The 18448-nt window shown below is 54.4% G+C and carries 10 protein-coding genes and 1 pseudogene; 7 read left to right on the top strand and 4 right to left on the bottom strand.

What is annotated here, in order from left to right; translation table 11 throughout:
* Window positions 1-456 precede the first annotated feature (456 nt).
* From AC07OG_RS24365 to AC07OG_RS24355, 3 genes and pseudogenes are all read right to left on the bottom strand, one after another.
* Window positions 457-1740 carry an NAD(P)/FAD-dependent oxidoreductase gene (locus AC07OG_RS24365; RefSeq protein WP_218423864.1) on the bottom strand — a complete coding sequence of 428 codons (1284 nt, stop codon included), beginning with the start codon at window positions 1738-1740 and terminating at the stop codon, window positions 457-459.
* Window positions 1741-2275: 535 nt separating this feature from the next.
* Window positions 2276-3634, bottom strand: coding sequence for a chromate efflux transporter (gene chrA, locus AC07OG_RS24360; protein ID WP_060541963.1), 1359 nt, complete (start codon window positions 3632-3634; stop codon window positions 2276-2278).
* Window positions 3635-3703: 69 nt separating this feature from the next.
* Window positions 3704-3850: pseudogene (locus tag AC07OG_RS24355) on the bottom strand (molybdenum cofactor biosynthesis protein MoaE); the annotation flags it as partial.
* Window positions 3851-4450: 600 nt separating this feature from the next.
* Here AC07OG_RS24355 and ccrA point away from each other — a divergent pair.
* The 7 genes from ccrA to AC07OG_RS24320 are packed head-to-tail and all read left to right on the top strand — an operon-like array spanning window position 4451 to window position 16854.
* On the top strand, window positions 4451-5659 hold the full coding sequence (gene ccrA, locus AC07OG_RS24350) for a crotonyl-CoA carboxylase/reductase (RefSeq protein ID WP_495068308.1): 1209 nt from the start codon (window positions 4451-4453) through the stop codon (window positions 5657-5659).
* Between the two features lie 3 nt (window positions 5660-5662).
* Window positions 5663-7510 carry a non-ribosomal peptide synthetase gene (locus AC07OG_RS24345; protein WP_495068307.1) on the top strand — a complete coding sequence of 616 codons (1848 nt, stop codon included), beginning with the start codon at window positions 5663-5665 and terminating at the stop codon, window positions 7508-7510.
* 1 nt (window position 7511) lies between these two features.
* Window positions 7512-13235, top strand: a complete 5724-nt coding sequence (locus tag AC07OG_RS24340) for a beta-ketoacyl synthase N-terminal-like domain-containing protein (protein ID WP_495068306.1) — start codon at window positions 7512-7514, stop codon at window positions 13233-13235.
* Window positions 13225-13953, top strand: coding sequence for a thioesterase II family protein (locus tag AC07OG_RS24335; protein ID WP_495068305.1), 729 nt, complete (start codon window positions 13225-13227; stop codon window positions 13951-13953). Before AC07OG_RS24340 ends, AC07OG_RS24335 begins: the two co-directional genes overlap by 11 nt.
* On the top strand, window positions 13943-14860 hold the full coding sequence (locus tag AC07OG_RS24330; protein ID WP_495068304.1) for a serine hydrolase: 918 nt from the start codon (window positions 13943-13945) through the stop codon (window positions 14858-14860). The genes AC07OG_RS24335 and AC07OG_RS24330 overlap by 11 nt, the downstream gene beginning before the upstream one ends.
* Window position 14861: 1 nt before the next feature.
* The gene (locus AC07OG_RS24325) at window positions 14862-15620 is read left to right on the top strand and encodes a class I SAM-dependent methyltransferase (protein WP_495068303.1); all 759 of its coding nucleotides are present in this window, start codon (window positions 14862-14864) and stop codon (window positions 15618-15620) included.
* Window positions 15607-16854 (top strand): MFS transporter, encoded by a 1248-nt coding sequence (locus tag AC07OG_RS24320; protein ID WP_495068302.1) that lies wholly within the window; start codon window positions 15607-15609, stop codon window positions 16852-16854. The genes AC07OG_RS24325 and AC07OG_RS24320 overlap by 14 nt, the downstream gene beginning before the upstream one ends.
* On the opposite strand, the gene proS is transcribed toward AC07OG_RS24320, so the two are convergent.
* Entirely contained in the window at window positions 16846-18336 is a 1491-nt protein-coding gene (gene proS / locus AC07OG_RS24315; protein ID WP_495068301.1) for a proline--tRNA ligase, read from the bottom strand. The two genes, AC07OG_RS24320 and proS, sit on opposite strands and share 9 nt — an antisense overlap.
* Window positions 18337-18448: the final 112 nt, after the last annotated feature.

Raw genomic sequence — 18448 nt, 5'->3', positions numbered from 1 at the left:
CGTGGCCTCTCCTGGCTGGCATCCAATTGCCCGCGTTGTTGGAGAGATAAAAATACCGGGGAACGCTTTCAGTTCCCTTGATCGAAATCATGTCGGCTGGAACTGTCAGGCTTCTGGCGGCCAGTCACGAGGGTTGTTCCTGGCGCGGCAGATCAGGCATGGCCCAATGCAATGGCAAACGAGACCACGATCATGCACGCGAAAGCAAAATTGAGATTCATGAAGTTTCCATCCAAAGCATGTAGAGACGGCGCTATCTTGAACAGGTCACGAAAAAATAAAAAATTCGCCTTCATGATTTGAATGATCGAAAGAAATGATACTTGGCTGCGTTGCTTTGCTGCCGGGTTTGTGGCCACGGGCAACGTCGAGGATGACCGGGTGCCGGGGGTCGGGGTGGTGCAGATGGACGCCTCACCCCGAGCCCCGGCTTACGTAATGTGCCGCGCCAGCGCCTCAGCGCAATCGTTCGAGCATCTGGTAGTACCACATGCCAGCGGCGAGCATCGGGTTGCCGAGCAGGTCGCCCATGGGCACGCGGATGTGCTGGCAGGCGGCAAAGGTGTCGAACTGTTCGAGCTGCCCGGTGATGGCCCGGCCCATGATTTCGCCCATGATGTGGGTGGTGGCGATGCCGTGTCCGGAGTAGCCCTGGCAATACCAGACGTTGTCCGAGAGCTTGCCCAGTTGCGGGATGCGGTTGATCACGATGCCCATGGCGCAGCTCCACTGGAAATCGATCGCCACGCCTTTGAGCGCCGGGAAGGTCTGTTCGATGCACGGGCGCAGTTCGGCGGCGATGTCCCGTGAGTCCTTGCCGCTGTAGTTGGCGCCGCCCCCAAACAACAGGCGACCGTCGGCGGTGAGGCGGTAGTAGTCGAGCACGAAGCGGCAGTCGTAGACCGCCAGGTCTTCGCGGTTGATCTGCCTGGCGAGGTCGCCCAGCGGTGCGGTGGTGACGATGCCGCCCATGGCCGGGAAAATCTTGCCCTTGAGCTTGCCCGGTTCGAGCTTGTGATAGACGTCGCCGGCCAGCAGCACCTGATTGGCGTCGATGCGACCCTGGGCTGTGCGTACGCCTGGCGTCGGTCCGTGGATGATTTCCAGCACCTCGCTGTTTTCGAAGATCAGCGCGCCGAGACTTTCTGCGGCGCGGGCCTCGCCGATGCACAGGTTGAGCGGGTGCAGGTGCATGTTGCGGGTGTTCTTGATGGCGCCGTGGTAGAGGTCACTCTCCAGCAGGTCGCGCACCTGACTGCGGTCGAGCAGGCTGACCTGCTCGCCCATGCCACGGCGCACTGCCTCGTCGTAGTCCTTGCGCAAGCCGTCCATGTGCGCGGGTTTGTAGGCCGCATGCAGGTGACCGTGCTTGAGGTCGCAGGCGATGGCGTATTTGTCCACCCGCTGCTGGATGATCTGATGCCCGCGCCAGCGCAGATGCCAGATGAAATCGTCGACCTCTTCGCCCAGGGTGCGGCGCATCTGTTTGCGCATGGCCTCGTCGCCCGACAGGCTGCCGGTGACCTGGCCGCCGTTGCGCCCGGTGGCGCCCCAGCCGATCTTGTGGCTTTCGACGATGGCGACTTTCAGGCCTTTTTCCGCCAGCTCGAGCGCCGTGGCGACGCCGGTGAAGCCGCCGCCGATGATCACCACGTCGACCCGGTGCTGGCCTTGCAGGGTCGGGTAGTCGGTGTCCTGATTGAGGGTGGCGGTGTAGTAGGAATTGCAGCGTTGAGTCATGTCAGTGTCCAGGCAGAATTCGAAGAAGCTCAATGCCAGTCAGGTGAGCGCAGCCCTGGTGGGAGCGGGCTTGTTCGCGAAGCGGTGTGTCAGTCACCATTGATGTCGGATGACACACCGCCTTCGCGAGCAAGCCCGCTCCCACAGGGATCTGCGTAAGACTGAACAGGGACTGATAGGAGGGAGCTCGGCGATCAGGCGAGCAGGGCGCTATCCGGCGGGCGTGCGGAGTGGCGCAGTTTCGAACGGCGCAGGGCCATGGGCAGGTTGACGATGCGTTTCATGAGGCAGTGCCGCCCGTGGCCAGTAGCGAGGTGGCCGGCGTCGAGACTTTCAGCAGGTGCTGTTCTGACGGCAAGGTGTTCATGGCGCGTGTTTCCAGGGCGGAAAACGTCGGAGGCGGGTTTGGTGAACCTCCGCGGAACACCGATAGTAGGGGGCATTCCCGGGCGTGTAAATCTCTAATACGACGATTTCTGCAATGCCCGGGTGAGCCGGGACCAGGCCCTGGCAGGCCCGGCTCATTGATCGCCATTCAAGCCAGAAGGTGAACCCCGAGGCCGATCAACCCGCAGCCAATCAGCACTTCAATCACCCCGCGCTTGAAGCGAAACAACGCAATCGCCGCAGCCAGTGCGATCAACGCCGAAGGCCAGTCCAGGTGACCGCCAAAGCCGTTCGGCCAAATCACGTGGTAACCGAAGAAACACGCCAGGTTGAGAATCACGCCGACCACGGCGGCGGTGATCGCTGTCAGTGGCGCGGTGAACTTCAGTTCGTTGTGCGTCGACTCCACCAGCGGCCCGCCTGCCAGGATGAACAGGAACGAAGGCAGGAAGGTGAACCAGGTCACCAGCGTGGCGGCAACGGCTCCGGCGACAAAGGCCTGCTCCGGCCCGAAGACCTGATGCACGTAAGCGCCGATGAAACCGACGAAGGCCACCACCATGATCAATGGCCCGGGGGTGGTCTCGCCCAGTGCCAGGCCATCGATCATCTGCGTCGGCGTCAGCCAGCCAAAGTGGCCGACCGCACCCTGATACACATAGGGCAGCACGGCATAGGCGCCGCCAAAGGTCAGCAGCGCAGCCTTGGTGAAGAACCAGCTCATCTGCGTCAGTGTGCCGTGCCAGCCGAACAGCACGGTGAGGATCGCCATCGGCAAGCTCCACAAGACCGCACCGACGAGGACCAGGCGCAGCAGTTTGCCGCGACTGAAGCGGGCATGCCCGGGGGTTGGCGTATCGTCATCAATCAACGCCGGGCCGAAGGATTTTTGCGCGGCGCCGTGGCCGCTGCCGCTGAATTTTTCCGGCGCCAGACGCCCGCCGAAATAACCGAGGATCGCTGCTCCCAACACGATCAAGGGAAACGGTACGTTGAGCAGGAAGATGGCCACGAATGACGCCGCAGCGATGCCCCACATCCAGCCGTTTTTCAAGGCCCGGGAGCCAATGCGATGGGCTGCATGCACCACGATCGCGGTCACCGCCGGCTTGATCCCGTAAAACAGCCCGGCCACCACCGGCACATCGCCAAAGGCGATGTATACCCAGGACAGCGCGATCAGGATGAACAGCGACGGCAGCACAAACAGTGTCCCGGCGATCACGCCACCCCAGGTGCGATGCATCAGCCAGCCGATGTAGGTCGCCAGTTGCTGGGCTTCAGGCCCAGGCAGCAACATGCAGTAGTTGAGGGCATGCAGAAAGCGCCGCTCGGAAATCCAGCGCCGGCGTTCGACCAGTTCCTGATGCATGATGGAAATCTGCCCGGCCGGGCCGCCGAAACTGATGAAACCGAGTTTGAGCCAGAAACCAAAGGCTTCGCGCAGGCTCACCGGGGCGGGTTTTGCTTGTGCGGAGTCACTGTCAGGGGAAGGCGTGAGGCTCAAGCGGATGTTCCTTGCGCAGGTGCTTTGAGCCAGTGACTGTAGCCATGCGGCGGTGCTTTGAACAGTCGGTTATTGCGGACTGTCACGGGCATTTACCCAGCGTGATCCCGAGCCTGTGTCTTTTCGTTTCCAGAAGGCCGCGTTGGTTTTCAGGTAGTCCATGATGAATGCACAGACCTCAAAGGCGGCTTGGCGGTGTTGGCCGCTGACGCAGACGGTTGGTACGAACGCCTAGAGTGGCTGGTGTTAATCAAGCTGGGCAGTGTGGTTGCATTCGGGTGTAGTAGCCGGGGCATTGCGGATGTTGATGCATATGGCGGGGATGAGTAGTCACTGAGGTTCACTGCAAAAAAAAAGAAACCCGGAGACCCGTGACAGGGCTCCGGTTTTTTTTTGCGAAATTTTAAACCGAGGGCATTTTCTTTCGAAAATTACCCTTGGAATGCTGGGCTTCCGTAAGGGGTTGATTTTTCATAGAAACATCCAAGCTGTTTCACGTTTCTTCAACACACTAATGTGGTGTGTTTTATACGTTTAAAAGGTTGTAGGAGGATAGTGACATTATTTTGGGAAGTTTCTGTTGCTGAAATAGGATCGGTAGCTCGCTAGTTGTAAGTAGTGTCTGAAATTTAGGTTTGCTCTTTGCGCGAGCGTTAAGATTGTATTAAGTTTTAGTCGTCGGTTGGTCGACAGTGGTGTGTCGAGTAATCAGTTTTTGTTTTTACGGATTCTTGTCGTTAGTTTCTTGCGGTTGCTGGGGGAGGGAAGAGAATTCTAATTAGGTGTTCAGGGTTTCAAGCTCAAGGAGGTCAAGATATGGATGAAGTAGGCGTAATGCTTGGTTCTAAAAAAGTCAGTATTCCTGAGAAAATGTTGGCGCAAACCATTAGGTCTGAAAGGTACGGTCCACCGTCAACCGCATTTGCTCTTGAGACCGTCCCTGTACCAGTCATTCAATCCGATGAATGCTTAGTCAAGGTCATGGCTGCTGGTATAAATCATAATGGCGTCTGGGCTGCACGCGGATTCCCAATCGATGTCATTGAACTTCAAAGAGTCCGCGGTGAAGATTTTGAGTTTCATATAGCCGGTTCTGATGCATCCGGAATAGTTGTTGCCGTTGGGGAAGACGTGGACGATATCGCTATTGGCGATGAAGTCGTACTGCACTGCGGTTGGTGGGATCGCGATTCGGTGGCCGACGAAATCATGGACAAGTCGGCAAAGATCTGGGGTTACGAAATCAACTTTGGTGCTTTCGCTGAATACACCCGGGTCAAGCGCCAGGCAATTTTGCCTAAGCCCGCGCGATTGAGTTGGGAACAAGCGGCGTCCTACATGCTTTGCGGGGCAACGGCTTACAGAATGCTGCACGGCTTTGCACCACATACGGTGAAACATGGAGACGTGGTACTGATATGGGGCGGCAGTGGTGGAATGGGATCCATGGCAATCCAGTTGGTCAACGCTGCGGGGGCGATACCTATAGCAGTGGTTAGTAGCGAAGAAAAAGCCGCGTATTGTCGCGAGATCGGCGCAAAAGGCACGATCAATCGACACGATTATGGGCATTGGGGGGGACTTGAGGATATTCAAGACCCAACCAAGTACGCCTGCTGGTTAGGTGAGGCCAAGAGGTTCCAGCAGGAGATCTGGCGTCTGGTTGGGGAGCGAAAATGCCCCCGAATTGTAATTGAGCATCCGGGTGAAGATACCCTTCCGACTTCATCTTTCGTCTGTGCTCCTGGTGGAATGGTAGTCACTTGTGCTGGCACCACTGGATATAAAGGGACGTTCGATATCCGATATCTCTGGATGCGTCAAAAAAGATTGCAAGGTTCGCATTTTGCCAATCTTGACCAATGTCGTGAATTTAATAAGTTGATTGATGAAGGTCATGTGCAGCCATGCCTGACCCGATCTTTTTCCCTTGAAGATTTACCTGAAGCTCATCAAATTATGTTTGAGAATCGAGAGCCGATTGGAAGCTTCGTAGTACGAATTGGTACTCGTCGGGAGTGTTGAGTTATGTTGTTCATTAATAGGTATTTGAATCAGGTCCATGAAAGTCCTCAGCTTCCGGCCATTGCTGATGCATTGTCGGAAATTTCATATAATGAGTTGTATTGTCGCGCGCGTCGATTGGCTTTTATTCTTGCAAGGGAAAGTTCGCCAGGGATGATCGGTGTGGTGGTGAGTAAAAGTGTCGAGTACATTGTTTCAGTGCTTGCTATACATTTATTGGGTCGAACGGTTGTTCCGCTGGATGGTAACTACCCAATTAGTCGATTGAGGCAGATGATTACGTCTCTAGATTTGTCTTTATGCCTTGTCAGTCATCAACAAACGATTGAATTGACAGGCATGTTGCAGGAGTGCACGCGTCTTTTACATACCGGAGACGCGGTAGGGAGTGTGACTGACGACGCTGAGCTCATGTTCACAGCTGAGGATGACACACCGGCGTATGTCGTGTTCACGTCTGGAACCACCGGCGTACCAAAACCGGTTCTGGTGCCTTATCGAGCACTCAGCACTTTGATCGACTGGATGGCTAAAGCAAAAGAGTCGAAAGGCACCACATTGTTGTACGCGGCACAGGGGTTTGACGTTTCATTTCAAGAGATCTACGCAACATTGTGCTACGGCGACCGCTTACTGGTTGCCACGGATGCACATAAGAAAGATTTGCGTGCCTTGTTCGATTATTTATCTGCGGGAAAGGTAACACGTCTGTTCCTGCCTACCTCGATGCTGATCCCACTGGTGAAATTCGGTCTTCAAGAAGGGGGGATACTGGTCGATTTGGAACAGGTGATCGTGGCAGGAGAGCAACTGAAAGTCACGCCAGCCGTCAGGCAGTGGTTCAAGTCTCATCCTCATTGTCGACTAATCAATCATTACGGCCCATCAGAAACACATGTGGTGATGACCTGCCACCTCGAAGATGAACCGGATGGATGGCCTGATCTGCCACCGATCGGTCAAGTCACACCAGGCAGTGATGCCTGGCTGCTTGATGAACAGTTACAACCTGTGGCACGGGGAGACTGCGGTCAACTGTACATTTCGGGTCGTTCATTGGCGTTGGGATATTTCCGTATGCCGGAGCAAACAGCGGAGAAGTTCATCACCCATCCTCTGACTCTGGAGCGGATGTACAGCACGGGCGATATGTGCGTTCTCAACAGGCAGGCTCAATACGAATACAAGGGACGGTTTGACCGCCAGTGCAAGGTTCGTGGGTATCGAGTCGAGTTGAAAGAAATAGAGGCTGCAGTTACGAATTCCGGGCTGGTGGATGATTGCGTTGTCGTGGCGTTGCAAACGAATTTGATGACCTCGCTGGTGCTTTATTTTGCGGCGTCTGAGTTCGATAAAGGTCTGAGTTTGAGTTTGCATGCACATCTTGCTGCAACATTGCCGGAATATATGCTTCCGTCTTTTTATAAACAAATTTCAAGCATTCCGTTAACCATTAACGGCAAAGCCGACACTGCGAAGCTGCCACCGATCAGCGGGCTTAGATCGCAGTTGTCGTCTTGTTATGTAGCACCGATGGGGCAGCTTCAAACACTGGTGTGTGAACTCGCTGCGGAGTGTTTTGGGATCGAACGACTCGGTATCGATGACAACTTCATGGAGGCGGGAGCGAACTCTTTCACACTGATGTCCTTGTTAGCCGAGTTGCGCCACGTATTAGGCCACAGCTTTCGGCAGACCGATCTGTTCGAGTACCCGACACCCAGATTGCTGTGCGGGATCGTCCAGTGCTCGGAGCAGGTGCCTGAGCCAAAGGTCCCGGTCGTCTCTGTAACCAAGCGAAAACTGAGATCGACTGCCATTCGCAGTGTTCGTGGAAAAAATGGAGGCTGACATGAGCAACCAAGAGGACTACTGCGCCGTACTGGATGAGAGCAGAATTGCCATCGTCGGGATGTCTTGCCGGTTTCCGGGGGCAGGATCGGTGGGGCAATACTGGCAAAACCTTATGGCCGGCCTCGAAAGCATTCAGGTCATATCTGACGTGGACGGGCGGGTGCGTGCCCGCGCCGAGCTGTCGGGCATTGAAGAGTTTGATTACGGTTTTTTCGGCTTCAGCCTCAAGGAAGCCCAACTACTTGATCCCCAACATAGAGTCTTGCTCGAATGCGCATGGGAGGTGTTGGAGGACGCATCGCTGAATGAGCGAAGTGGCTCTATCGGGGTTTTCTGTGGTGCCGGGCCCAGTTCCTACTTCATCAACAATGTCCATGGCCTGCAAGCGCACGATACTGCTTGTGGCTTGTATCAATCCTCCGAGTCACTGGCGCAATTCATGGCGACTGACAAAGAGTTTTTAGCCAGCAGGATTGCCTACAAACTCAATTGCTGTGGCCCAGCGGTCAATGTTCAAGCTGCTTGTGCGACGTCCATGTTCGGTATTCATGCGGCGATTCAAGCCCTATTACTGGGCGAGTGCGATGCCGCACTAGTGGGCGCGGCTGCCATCTCGGTTCCGCAATCGATTCCCTACTTTTTTGAACCAGGGATGCCGTTTAGCTCTGACGGTCACTGCCGCCCGTTTGACGCACTGGCCAGTGGAACGGTTTTCGGTTCCGGTGCGGCGGTGGTCGGATTGAAGAGGCTCAGTGATGCGCTTGCCGACGGCGATCAGATACATGCCGTGATTCGCTCGGTGGCGACCAACAATGACGGTGCGCACCGGGCTGGTATGTCGGCGCCATCAGTTGCGGGTCAGGCCCGTGTCATCCGCGAGGCACTTGAGTTGGCAGGTGTCGATCCAGCGGATATCAGCTATGTCGAAGCTCATGGCACTGCCACCCCCATCGGTGACCCGATCGAGATCAAGGCGCTGGCCAATGCCTTTGCCGGTCGTGATTGTGCACACACCTGCTATTTAGGGAGCGTCAAAGGCAACATCGGACATCTGGGGTGGGCCGCGGGCATGGCTGGAGTGATCAAAGCTATCCTGATTGCCAAGCACAAAGTGATACCTCCGACCCTCAACTTTCAGCAGTACAACCCGCAGCTACACATTGAAGAAACACCTTTTGAGGTCAACCGTGAACCGGTTGCAATCAACCAGCCTCACGTCATCGTTGGTGTTAGCAGTTTCGGGCTGGGTGGCAACAATTCGCACTTGATTCTCGAGACTGCACCGACAGTATCGATGACTCGCTTTTCCACCGGCCATGAGCAGGCCTCCCTGATCCCCGTTTCGGCCAAAGACCCAAACGCTCTGCGAGACCTGTGCATTGCCTATAGACAGTTTCTTGAAACTGAGACAGATGGCTGTTTCCCTGCCTTTGTCTCCAACTTGAAATTTTCCAGATCGCTGCTTGGGTATCGCACTTACATCGTTGCCAGCCGGCGTACGGAAGCGATTGAAGCCCTGACTGCGCTGTCCTTCGTTAATCGTTCGTCGAACGGACGTAACCCGGCGGTGGGGGTGATGTTCAGCGGTCAGGGCGCGGAGCATAGGGAGATGGGACTCGGGCTGTATGCGCAGGAAGCGTTATTCAAGTCTGAGCTGGATGCGTTTGATCCGGTTTGTCAGGAAGCCTTTGGTGCGCGCGCCGTCGACCTATTGTCCGACGTACGGATTGAACAGGATATTGCACTGTCGCAACCACTGACGTTTGCGTTGCAAGTGGCAATGGCGCGTCTGCTTCTAAGTCATGGGGTAACCCCCGTCGCTCTATTCGGACATAGTCTTGGGGAATATGCCGCCGCATGCATCGCAGGGGTGTTCAGCCCGGAGCAAGGATTCAGAATACTCGTGCAGCGTGGTCGACTGCTGGATTCGCTCGGTGATATCGGAGCGATGGTCGTGCTGGAAGGCGATCACGCGTGTGCATCGGGACTGATGGACTCTGAAGTGGGTGACTTGTCTATTGCCGCATTGAACGGTAAGAGCAATACGGTGGTTTCCGGACCACGGGAGGCGATTGAGCAACTCCTGGCCAATGCGCTAGACGCTGGCGTCAATGCGACGCGACTGAAGATTTCACGTCCCGGGCATTCCAGTCTGCTCGACCCTTTGCTGGAGAGCTTCGAGGTCTATCTGGACACTGTCGAAATGCACTCTCCGGTCGGCCCCTTCATTTCCACGTTGACGGGTGAACTGGCGGGAGACGAAGTGGCAACCTCGCAATACTGGCGTCGGCAATTGCGTGAAACCGTGAGCTTCAGTGCGAGTGTGGCATCGGCTTACGAACACGGCAGCACTCACCTTATTGAAATCGGGCCGAAAGCAATACTCTCGGGCTTGGTTCTGGGGGACTGGGGCGATCGACTGAACGTGTTGCCGTTGGTCAAGGGTAGGGGAAAAGATCACAGGCAATATTTAACCGTCTTGGGCGAGTTGTTGCAGGTGGGCATCGATGTCCGTTTCCCGGAGCCGCAGGAACGGGCGCCTATCCTTTCAAAATTGCCGACTTATCCTTTTCAGCGGGTTCGCTGCTGGGTAGAAGCTTCGCCACCGGAGTCTGTCCCGACCGAACCGGTGTATCAGACAGTCTGGCAATCGCTCACGGCAGCGTCGATGGACATGCAAGTGGCAGCGAACATGAAGGTGCTATTTTTCACTGCCGGCGGAACACCTGTACAGGACGAGATCCGCTATTTGGAAGGTGCTTTCAAACAGTTTCACTGTATCGCTCTTAATCTCTGGGCAGGTGCCGGAAAGGATATCCCTACGCGATCGTTCGACGAATTGTGGCGAGAGTACGGTGACGGTGTCGACCGGGTCTATCTCGATTTGAGGCATCTACTGGACACTCACGTATCTACAGCAGTCAGTGCCTGTGTTCAGACGTTGGACCTGATACGCAGCATCACAAGCACTTACCCGAAGATCTGCTTGTTGTTTGCCGAACAGGTTCACAGCGATGGTGACCGGATGCCGGGGCCGGTGGCTAATAGTGTTGTGGGCATGCTGCGTTCTTTGTTGCTTGAGGAGCCTGACCGACAGGTGATCGTCCTCAACTTTCTCAGAAACGCGCAGCCTCATTGCGCCGAAGAGGTGAGGCCGATCCTGCTGTTGCCATTCACTGAAGAGCTCGTCGTGACGATAGAACAAGGGCAGGTCAAAGTTCCGCGCCTGGAGCGCGTGATGGTTGACGACTTGCTGGATGGTGAAGTGGATCGTGACTCGCACTACCTGCTTCTCGGGGGTGGGGGCGGCATTGGCCAACAACTGATAGAACGCCTTTGTGCAGATCAGTGCGGATCCATTTGCGTAATCGGCCGCGCACCTCAGCCTAATGACGCATTACGCAGGTTGATGACGCGTAATCCAACCGTGCGCTATCTGGGTTTCGACTTGTCGACTGATCAAGGGCGGGACGATTGTGCGCAGTGTTTGCGGCAGACCGTCGTGCATCGGGCGACAATCTTCAATTTGGCCGTCGATCTCAACGATAAATTATGTAGCGAGATAGGAATTGCGGATCTGCAGCAATCTTTCGATGCCAAATGCAGTAGTGTCCTGAGCCTGTATCACTTGCTGCGTGAGCAAGGCACGGTGATTGAGTGTGTTTTAAATTTTTCTTCGGCCACTTCGATTCTGGGCAACGGCGGACAGTTGGCTTACGGGGCAGCTAGCGCTTTCCTCGATGCGGCCCACGCTATCTTGTTTCCTGAAGCGGGCCAAGTGCTGACGGTCAACTGGGGCGTGTGGGGTGATGCCGGAAAACTGCGTGATGCACTTCAGCGCTTGCAGATACTCAAGTCCGGCGGTCTGAATAGCCACAGTTGCGAGCAGGGATACCTGTTCATCCGCAGGCTCTTGGGTGGTCCGTCCCGCCACGTGGCTTACATGAACATCGACGCGCAGCTATTAGCGGACAGATCCCGAGTCAGCCAAAGATTTCTGGAACGCTTGACAGCCGAGTCCCGTCATCGCGAAAGCAAGGACCCGGACAGTGTGTCGACGCGTCTGCTCAAATGTAAAGATGAGCGCGAAATCGGCCAACTGCTAGAGAACTGGCTGCTATCGACCACTGATGCGCTTGTCGGGCTGGAGGCGGCAAGCCAGGGAGATTATGACGCCATCAAGTCGTGTGGCTTCCAGTCGTTAGGGTTCGACTCGCTGGCGTTAACACAGCTGAAGAACGCCTTGGGTTCCCAATTTGGGTTGCAGTGGAGCCTCAAACGTTTCCACGCCATCGAGGCACTGAGCGAGTTGCACGCTGAATTGCTTGTTCATGTCAGTCAGCCGGCTTGGCGTGCAGCGAATCAGCCGAACAAAGACGCCGAGGAAAACAACGTGCTGGACATGGTTGTTTCCATGCAACAGGCGCGGTGGATTTCGCTTATCGGGCAAGATTACGGTTTGCGCATTATTCCGTATCGGATTCACTGTTCCTTCGATGCCGAGCATTGTCGCAAGGCGCTGCTGCAGGTAATCGACGAGCATCGATTGTTACGCACGTTTTTTCCACGGGGCCAGCCCGTGGTCAAGACGGCGGCACAGGTAGTCGAAGGCTTCGGGACTTTGTTCACCAAACTCGGTGAGCAATCCGAAGTGCAGCAGACACGTCAGATCACGACTCTTGTACGTTCAATGGCGCAGGGGTTGCCAAAGCCCGAGGATAATGTGACGTGGGCCATGCACTTTATCGACATCGCAGGCCCTTGGTTCATTGCCCTATTGGGTGTCCAGCACTTGGAATTCGATGGCAAGTCACTGACCTTGATGTTCGACCGTTTTGGTGAATGCCTTGATCAGATGGCCAGGGAACAGCCGTTGACCAGGATCGAGCATACCATCGACTATCTCGACTACGCCCGCCGCCAAAAGCAGTATTTCAATGGCGACTGGCTTAGAGATAAAGTTTTTTTCAAAGGGCTGTATAACGCATTCGAAAGACCTACGGTGCTTCCTGGACATCCTGGGTTTGACTCCACCACGGTCTGTTCGTCGTCGCGATACAGTTTTGACGTTGCTGGTGCGCACCGGACATTGAGCAAAATGGCCGCGCAGAACGGATTCAGTGTGTTCAACACCATTTTGTATGCCTACGCCACGACCATGGCCGAGGTGATTGGCTGTGGTCAACTGATTATCAGTGCCATCAACAGCGGTCGCGGATTGAGTGAGTTCAACGATGTGATCGGCCCGTTCACGTCTCCGTTACCGGTGCCGATTGTTGTGCAGCACGAATGGTTGACCGGGATCGCAATGGTTGCACGCACACTGGAGGCCATGCACGCCTATCCGTTGATGCACCCGACGATGTTGATCGATGAAGTATCGGCATTTTCGGGGATGGCCCATGACACCTACTTTTCCGATCTTGGTATTAACTTCCTTAACTATCGTCACACCGCTGCGAGTCTGGGCAAGGTATGGATCGAAGGGGTAGAAATACTTGGCCCTGTAGGCGAGGGGGTTCTGTCGGGGGCCAACGTCGAGGACATGCGACGAGTGCCGGGGCTGCATCTGGTGGTTGAAATCAACGGCAATGACTTGCGATTCAATTTATGGTTCCACACCCAGCGTTTTACCAGCACTGAGGTGAAAGGTTGGGGCGATTTAATGGTGCGTAACGTCAATGAACTGCTGGACCTGGCGAGGGCATTCAATGAACCGTGAACCACCGACACTGCTTTGCTTTTCTTATGCCGGTGGCAGTGCCGGATTCTACGCACGCTGGCGCCGTGTACTGCCCCATATCAAGGTCATTCCGGTCGACATGCCGGGGCGGGGCACAGCTCGGGACTTAAAGACTTTGGTGACCCGAAATGAAGTCGTTGATTACCTGCTCGAACATTACCTGCGCCAGTGTGTACCGCCATTCGCATTGTTTGGACATAGCCTTGGAGCGCGCATCGCATTTGAGTTGCAGTCGGTGTTGCAGTGTAACTATGGGTTGCAAGCCTCGCGGCTGTTTATCAGTGGTTGCCTTTCGCCGGAGCGTTTTACTCGTGCCATGGCTGTTAGCGAGCGGGATCTGAGCGATTCGACATTGCTACGGGTACTGGCCGGACTGGGCGGCACACCACCGGAACTGCTGGACAACTCACTCTTGATGCAGACGGCGCTGCCAATGATCCGGGCTGATTTTGAGTTGGCGATCGACCTCTCCAAAAGTGCCGTCATGCCCGTTGCATCACCCATCCATCTGTTACTGGGCAATCAGGACAAGGTCACTTGTCTGTTTGAAGACTATCCCGGTTGGCGGCGTCATACCTCCCGAGGGTGCCAGTTATCCCTCTTCGAAGGCGATCATTTTTTTATCCGCTCCCAGACGAACGCGGTTGCCATGCTTGTCGGGGAACAGTTGCAGGAGGTTGTGCCACATGAGGAATAAACTTCAGATGCAGGATTGGTTGGGCAGTGGCGGATGGCCCTTGCACACCATCGGTCAGCGAATGATCGAGCTCGCCAGGCAAGAGTCCTCTTGTGCCTACCGTTGGTGTGTTCGTGATGTGAGGCAGGGTACCTGCCATGTGTTCAACGAACACATGCGTGCTCCTGCTTCGAGCACCCGCAAGCTGTACATCCTTGTGAGTACGCTGCTGCTGGTTGAGCGCGCAGAGCTAGCGCTAGAGGAAATCCTTGTGGTGGATAACTCCAGGGCAGGGAACCAGACCTGTGGTGGCCTCTGGCTGTTGGACAGTCCTCGAGCATTCACTATCGCCGAATTACTCAAGTTGATGATGGGGCTGAGTGACAATGTCGCTACGTTTTATCTGGTTGAACGGATTGGTTTGCAACGTCTGAATGCACTTTCAATGGATCTTGGTCTGCGTCAAACCCGGCATCTGTCGTCGGTACCAAGCCCAGCTTTGACTGTCGATCACTCCTTGGACGCCGTCAACACCACAACTGCGTGGGATCTGGCAACAGCTCTGTCGTTTTTGGTCGATGGCGCGGAAGGGCGACTGACTCCGGGCAATAATTTCATCGGCCCGCAACTTTGCCGGTTCGGCCTTGACGCGATGCGTGCCCAGCAGGACACCACTGCTGTGAGGAGCTGGATGGATGATGTGGGGCACATTGGCGACAAGCACGGCGTCGGCTATCGCAATTACAACAACGTCGGTTATCTGGTTAGTGATGGCGCGGTGCGGATGATCTTTTCGTTCATTGTCGATGACCTGCACCGGATGGAAGCGCCGCGTCCGGCCTTCGCTCACGCCAGGGATTTCATCGCCCTGTTCTTTCGCTTGCTGGATGACTGCAGCAAGCTCCAGCCATCTTCGGAGGAGTCTTAATATGGTCCGCTCACTCGCTGAGGGCTACCGCAACAAATCCACAATCTATGACAACTCTAGACCGTCCTATCCGCAGCGGGCAATTGAGTTCATCCACAAACAGCTCGATTTGTCTTCGGGATTGCCTGTGTTGGACGTCGGTGCGGGTACCGGAATACTAACCCGGCAACTGGCGTCGACCGGCATGCTGATTGTTGGCGTGGAACCTGATGCACAGATGCTCGCGAAGGCCCGATCGGGCACTGAGGTGCCCAACGCTAGTTTTCGAAAAGCCACCGCCGAGCAAACGGGATTTGCCTCCCGCTCCGTATCGGCCGTTGTATGTGGTCAATCTTTCCACTGGTTTGATCCGGGTAAGACTCAGGCTGAGTTCAGACGTGTACTGGCCACAGAAAACCCGGTATTTCTTGTCTGGAATATTCGCAGTTACGACTGCGACGGATTTCACCGTGATTACGAGCAACTGCTGTTGAACCAGTTCGAACGTTATGAGGAAACGTTACAAATAGATAAGTGCCTGGAAGATCGTCTCCACCGGTTTTTTGATGGCCCGTATGAGGAGCGCACGTTCGTCAATAGCCAGCAGTTGAGCGGATCGGGACTGCTCGAAAGAACCATGTCTTGTTCCTATGCCATGCAGGTCGGAACACCGGAATATGATTCGGCCAGTCGCGCCTTGAACTCTCTGCATCAGCAATATAGGCAAAACGATATTGTCTCCATGATCTATAAAACGCGAGTGGTCTATGGACGTCTTTGAACGGTTGAACGTGGGCCGGCTAATGCACGGAGCCGCGTGGGTGGTGCCGTTATCATTTTTTCCTACTTTGGCGCGGGCTGCATTTCTTTCCTATTTCCTGATTTTCCTAAGTGAACGGTTTGAGCTGTCAGTGGATCGGATAGGCCTCTTTGTAGGAGGGTTCATCCTCCTGAGTTCAGTCGGAAGCCTGGTATTAGGGGCGTTGCTCGACAGAATGAGTATCAGAACTCTGATGCTCACTTCATCGGTCCTCCAATCTGCGGTGTACGCCGGCTTTTTGTGGTGCGATTCGCTGGTGCTCGTGTTTATCCTGTGCCTGGTACTCAACCTAGCGTATCTGTCAGTGGAAACGGCCATACGCATGTGTATCGCTCGTTGGTTTCACTCAGCGGAAACCGCATCCGTGCTCTCAATTAAATACACTCTTACCAATACGGGGTATGCATTAGGGCCATTGGCCGGCCTCTGGTTGAACAATCAGGGCGTTTCGCCGATGTTTTTTTGCAGCGCAGCGGCGATTGTATTTGCCTTGGCGGCGTTACGTCCTTTCGCTGATACAAAGGAGCGCGTGCAACCACGCGACATAGGCGAAGGCGTGCTTGGCTCTCTGGCGAACATGGTCAGGGATCGCAAGCTGCTGAAGTTCACAGTAGCCAGTGTCCTGTTGGCCGGCGTATTCGGGCAGTTTCACCTGTATGTAGGCCAATACTTGCTGACGACGCATTCCATTGAGCAAATGTACAAAATCATCAATGTGGTATTCGTCACCAACGCGCTGACATCAATCCTGTTGCAATACCCGATCGGTCGCAAGGTGACGGTTGAGCGCTTCAGGCTTTGGACGTGCGGGTGTGTGCTGACCTTCGTCGTCGGGCTGTTGGGGTTTGCATTCTCCAGCACGCTATTTGCCTGGGCTGTCTTCACTGTCCTGTTTACGGTGGGGGAGATCATCATTCAGCCTCTTGAGTTTCTGTACATCACGCGAATTGCTCCTGCACGAATGGCAGGGGCGTACTACAGTTCTCAAAACCTTACCTACCTCGGAGCCGCATCCACACCGGTGGTCTGCGGTTACATCCTCGTTGACTTCAGTCCGTTGTACTTTTTGTTGTATTTATTGGTATTGCTAATGATAGGCGGTGTAATTTTTTATAAAGCAGGCGGAAAGTTGGTGTCTTTGGAAACAATACAGCCCCGCAATCGCGGAGCTGTAGGTGATCAGCGATCAATATGACTTCGCGTAAAGTGCCCACGTGTTCGTTTTTCGATCGGTGAATAAACAGGTTGCGGAAATTCCCGGTTGTTTTAGTGGGATACAGCGAACGCTCACTCCAAGCTCTCCGATAGCTTTTTCAACGTTTTCATCTTCGGTGAAGGGGGCAAGAACAAAGGCGTTATGCTTTGCGTTCTGTTTGAAGCACCTTTTGAATTCTTCCAGAGTAGTGACCGTAGTGGTGTTGTTGGATAGTTTTGTCTGTGCCACCATCAGCATGTCTTTTTGAATTGTTGCCAGTGTTTTCGAAATGTTATTAACGAAAGCTTCAATGTCAATTTTTAGAAGGTTGTTGGCATTGTTTCGGCAGGAGTAGGACACCGCATTTTGCTCCAGTTCCTTTATGCCAATCTCGACCCGGACAGGGACGCCACGCTTGATGTGGTACCACTTTTTTTCGCCGCTGTTCATGTCCCGCCAATCAACACTGGCCCGAAGGTTTTGCCCCTTCAGTTTTTTTCGGCAAATCTGCTTTTGCAGTTTTTTGCAGCACTCATGAATGGCATCTGCATGCTGTTCGTTGCGTACGATCGGGATAATGACGACCTGCGTCGGCGCCACGAGCGGCGGGAGTACTAGCCCGTCATCGTCTCCATGGGCCATTATCATCGCGCCGATCAATCGCGTGGATACTCCCCAGGACGTGGTCCATGCCAGCTCTTTTAACCCTTCTTTGTTCACGAAGCGGATGTCTGAACTCTGTGCGAAGTTCTGGCCTAAAAAATGAGACGTACCTGCTTGCAGGGCCTTGCCGTCTTGCATCATTGCTTCAATGGTGTAGGTGCTGACGGCACCCGGAAAACGTTCCCAGGAGCATTTTTCGCCCTTGATTACTGGTATGGCCAAGTGCTCGGTAGTAAAGCGCTCGTAGAGATCCAGCATCATTAGCGTTTCGACCAAGGCCTCATCGTGAGTTGCGTGAACGGTGTGACCTTCTTGCCAAAGGAACTCTGATGAGCGAAGGAAAATCCGAGGGCGCATTTCCCAACGCAGTACGTTCGCCCATTGATTGATAAGGAGCGGTAGATCCCGATAACTTTGTACCCATCGTGAAAAGGATGCACCGATGACCGTTTCACTGGTGGGCCTGATGATCAACGGTTCTTCTAATGCTCCTGCAGGAGCAAGCGCTCCATCCGTTGATTTTTCGAGACGGTAATGGGTTACAACCGCGCACTCTTTGGCAAAACCTTCAATATGCTCGGCTTCTTTTTGAAGAAAGGATAACGGAATCAAAAGTGGAAAATATGCGTTTGAATGTCCTGTGTCTTTTATTTTTTTATCAAGCTCTCGTTGAATTTGCTCCCATATGCCATACCCCCAAGGGCGGATAACCATGCAGCCTCGTACTGGAGAATTTTCAGCCATTTCCGACTGGATAACCACTTGTTGATACCAGTCAGAGAAGTTTTCATTTCTTGTAGGTGATATCGCATTTTTCATAGGGCCCTGGCTTTGAAGTCGAAATTTGTTATTCGAAATGGTTTCGCAAGGGGATAGGTATATTTATTGAGCTTTAAAATTTCAAGATTTTATGTGTGGCTTTTCATATTTC

This window comes from Pseudomonas sp. GW821-FHT09H03 (assembly GCF_059415945.1).
Note: the sequence above shows the minus strand (reverse complement) of the source record. Positions and strands in the feature narration are given on the sequence as shown.